This is a genomic window from Paenibacillus sp. 01T422, assembly GCF_056398785.1.
The window spans coordinates 1-3,604 of record NZ_JBFTQB010000679.1; the positions used below are offsets into that span (position 1 = coordinate 1).

The window sequence follows — 3,604 nt, forward strand, 5'->3', positions numbered from 1 at the left end:
CTTCCTCTTTATGTCCTTCTTCTTTGTGATCCTCTTCTTCCTCTGGCAATCCTGCCATTAATTCGATCCCTTTGCTGGCTTCGACCACAACACGCTTCGTTTTTTCAGCACTAGAAAGCGATTGCTCCGCCCAACCTTCCACGATTCCGTTGTAAACAAACACATCCGCTTTCTTTAATTTTTCCATATCTTTGGGGCTAGGCTCCCAATCATGCGGCTCAGCACCGGCAGGAATTAAGGCAATGACATCTGCATGGTCACCAGCAACTTGCTTGGTGAATTCATACATCGGATAGAAGGTTGTTACAACATTTAATTTCCCAGAGCTTGAAGCTGGATTAGAGGCACAACCTGACAAAAGAAGCGTTGATAAAGCAGTGAAAGCGAGTGATTTTACAGCCCATGTTTTTTTCATTTTAATTAATCCTCCAAATAAGTTTTAAATGTTGTTTTTGCAGAATCGCCAGAACCTTTAAGCAGACTGCCGTAAGCCATCGGTTCGTTATGAACATTTTTATGATTGCTAGCTTTACTAAACTTTACTACCACTTTCTTGATGCTTAGACCAGTAAGTAAGACGAATAATAAGAAAATCGCAATGGTTCCTCCAGGCGGGGTACTTAGTTCATATGAAGCTGTTAACCCGGAAAATACACCAAACAATCCGACTCCCATAGCGATAAAAAGCGACGAAGTGAAGCTAGGCGCTATACGTATTGCAAGAGCCGCGGGAAGAACTATAAGAGCTGAAACAAGGAGAACTCCTACGATCGGCATAGCAGCAGCAACAATCATGCCTGTCAATACACTAAAGCCAAGTGAGATCTACTTTACCGGCAGTCCATTCGTTTTGGCTGTATCCTCATCAAATGTAATTTGATACAGAGGTCGTCGAAATAGGAAGAAGAAAAGACCACCGACTAAGGCAACACCCAACATGAACAGCAGCTCTGTCTCGTTCACCGCAACGACCGAACCGAATAAATAAGCCGAAAATCCTTTGTTTATACTTTGATTGAGACTCATGATAATAACAGCAGAAGACAAGCCTCCAACCATAATAATCGCAACGGATATTTCACTGTAAGATTTATAGGACCTCCTTACATACTCAACCGCTACCGCTCCCAAGGCTGCTACAACGAATCCGGATAAGGTAGGGTTAATGTGCAGATAAGCACCTCCCGCTACACCTGCCAAAGAGACATGAGAAAGCATATCTGCCATTAGCGCTTGTCTTCGCAGCATTAAATACACGCCTAAAATAGAGGCGATAATGGCAATTAACCCACCGGCACAAAATGCCCGCTGCATGAAGTCGTAGTGCAGCATCTCCATCCGCCATCCTCCTTTCTCTCCAACGCGATAATTCGATCAAGGTAAGGAGCCACTTCAGCAAGATTATGCGACACCATAATAACGGTCCGCTTATGTACTCTCACCTGATAATCCATTAGTTCATAGAAACCAGATCGACTATCCTGATCCATGCCCGTCGTAGGCTCATCGAGTACCAGCATATCTGGTTCTTGCGCAAGAGCCCTAGCGATGCAGATCCGCTGCTTCTGACCACCGGAGAGCTCACCAATTTTGCGGTTTCGCAGCTCCCACATGCCTACCTGCCGTAGAGCCGTCACTGTCATCCTGTCATCGTCTGCGCTAATCTTACGGAGCCAAGATCCACTTGCGTATCTGCCTGAGCGAACAAACTCCAGAATGGTACTTGGAAATCCACTATTAAAAGCTGCAATTTGCTGCGATACATACCCTACTTGCAATTTCTTGCCTGCTTCATTCTTGGGTGAAAGGAAGACGCGTCCTTTCCATGGCTCAATTAAACCAAGAATGAGTTTAAGCAGAGTTGACTTTGCTGCGCCGTTTGGTCCAGTTACTACGACAAATTCACCCGACTGAATCTCCACGCTCGCATCCTGCAGGCAGGGTAAATCGTTATAACCAAATTCCACTTCATTCAAAGAAGCAACTAGCATTTTGTAAATCCTCCTCGCCTTTTATATGTAATAATTACGATTTATAATCAAGAGAAAAATTAAAAAATCTCTCGGATGACCTTTATTAAATATGTAATAATTACGAATATCCTATATTAATCGTAAATATTACTTTTACAAACACAAATATATCCTCTTTCAATACCTATGTCAACAAAGAAATCTGTAGATCTTGCTGTGAACCTTTTTTTATATTACAATTTAATTCGTAATGATTACACTTTTCGTCCCATACAAGAACTGACAGGTGTTGCCAATCCTGAGGAAATCATCGATGAATTAACAGAACCTTCCCTGCTTCCCTACGTAAAACTTCATAAAGTCATCACCGTACTTGACGCTGAACATGTACTTGAATACAACAGCATCTTTGCCTCGGACCGAGAACTTGTCTATACGATTAGACGGCAGATGGAAGTAGCTGATCTTCTTCTACTTAATAAAATCGATTTAGTAACAGATAAACAATTGAAATCTATCGAAAAAGTAATACGCAAACACAATGAACGTTCCTTGATTTTAGACTACATATTCGAAAGCCTGCAACCCAGACAATCGCATCCTCAAGACTCCATCACTTTTAGCAAAGCATGCAAATGCAGGCTGTGAAAGTTGTAAAAGCACAGAATCCCGCAGACAAACATATCGTCTCTTTTTCACGTATACTGTTTATCGAGAAGATAATATGGCAAATGACCAATTTGTCGTTGGCCGATTTGCTGTTAGCTGCTGTTCAGCGGATGCTACGCCGTACGGAGTCATGATTGACTTTCCTACAGCCCAGACTTATCCCAAAGACATGTGGGTCAAGGTCACTGGAACCATTCAAAATGGCAGCTATAATGGTAACGATATTTTCAAGATCAAAGCTGATCAAAAATTGAAAAGATCACACCTCCTAGCGAGCCCTATGTTTATCCGAACTTTGAACCTTTGAAAGTGCTTAACTAATTTACATAGCGTGCATCATATACACACACGGGGGATGGACTTTCTAGCACCGAATTCGGTGAATTCAATATGCAAGGAAAAGTAGGAGATCAAGAAACCTCCTTCTCTTGGAAAGCATATCATTTACAAAGAGGGTAGTGTTTTAGAATGGGTCGGGGTAGGGGGATTGGAAGCACGAACCTTCCTTTGAATTTTTCTATTGCTGCCCCAGTGTTCGAGGTCTTATCGTTGCTTGCTTCTTTGCTAAAGAAAGCGAAATAACTATAAACACGTATACTAAGAAAAAGATCGTTTCATCCCTGAAAAGGTTGAAACGATCTTTTTTATTCGCCATTTATAGATAGGGATTCAACGGAACAGATCCATTATTTCACCGTTATTGTCCCATAGTACATATACATACCGCAATGAAATTTATAGGTCCCGGGTTTTAAGTCTTTTAATGTAAAGAAATTATCCCCTTTTTCCAGATAGACATCCATTCCTAATTCAGGAGATGCTACACTTTTAATACAAGTAAAGCGGCTTTGCTTTTTGAAATTTAGCTTTGTCGGCACTCCTGCCTGAACCTCGATATTGGCAGGAAAAAAGCCGTCATCTTTCACATTTATTGTAATAACTTGAAATCCGTCTTGTTGCGT

Annotated in this window: 5 protein-coding genes and 1 pseudogene; 2 read left to right on the top strand and 4 right to left on the bottom strand. The window is 41.6% G+C overall.

Annotated features, from left to right (window positions below):
* The 3 genes and pseudogenes from AC1DUA_RS28760 to AC1DUA_RS28770 all read right to left on the bottom strand — a co-directional run.
* A partial coding sequence (locus AC1DUA_RS28760) for a metal ABC transporter substrate-binding protein (RefSeq protein WP_477503013.1) occupies positions 1–415 on the bottom strand: 415 nt, incomplete at its 3' end.
* A gap of 5 nt (positions 416–420) precedes the next feature.
* Positions 421–1,338: pseudogene (locus AC1DUA_RS28765) on the bottom strand (metal ABC transporter permease).
* On the bottom strand, positions 1,284–1,991 hold the full coding sequence (locus AC1DUA_RS28770; RefSeq protein WP_477503014.1) for a metal ABC transporter ATP-binding protein: 708 nt from the start codon (positions 1,989–1,991) through the stop codon (positions 1,284–1,286). The pseudogene AC1DUA_RS28765 and the gene AC1DUA_RS28770 overlap by 55 nt, the downstream one beginning before the upstream one ends.
* 198 nt (positions 1,992–2,189) lie before the next feature.
* Between AC1DUA_RS28770 and AC1DUA_RS28775 the strand changes: the two genes are divergently transcribed.
* Both AC1DUA_RS28775 and AC1DUA_RS28780 read left to right on the top strand, forming a co-directional pair.
* Complete coding sequence (locus AC1DUA_RS28775) at positions 2,190–2,621, top strand: GTP-binding protein (protein ID WP_477503015.1); 432 nt, start codon at positions 2,190–2,192, stop codon at positions 2,619–2,621.
* On the top strand, positions 2,572–2,949 hold the full coding sequence (locus AC1DUA_RS28780; protein WP_477503017.1) for a TIGR03943 family putative permease subunit: 378 nt from the start codon (positions 2,572–2,574) through the stop codon (positions 2,947–2,949). Before AC1DUA_RS28775 ends, AC1DUA_RS28780 begins: the two co-directional genes overlap by 50 nt.
* A 379-nt stretch (positions 2,950–3,328) precedes the next feature.
* On the opposite strand, the gene AC1DUA_RS28785 is transcribed toward AC1DUA_RS28780, so the two are convergent.
* A partial coding sequence (locus AC1DUA_RS28785; protein ID WP_477503016.1) for a cupredoxin domain-containing protein occupies positions 3,329–3,604 on the bottom strand: 276 nt, incomplete at its 5' end.

Excerpts from the sequence above, each read along its gene's own strand:
- AC1DUA_RS28770 (WP_477503014.1), bottom strand. The coding sequence starts at position 1,991 with ATGCTAGTTGCTTCTTTGAATGAAGTGGAATTTGGTTATAACGATTTA.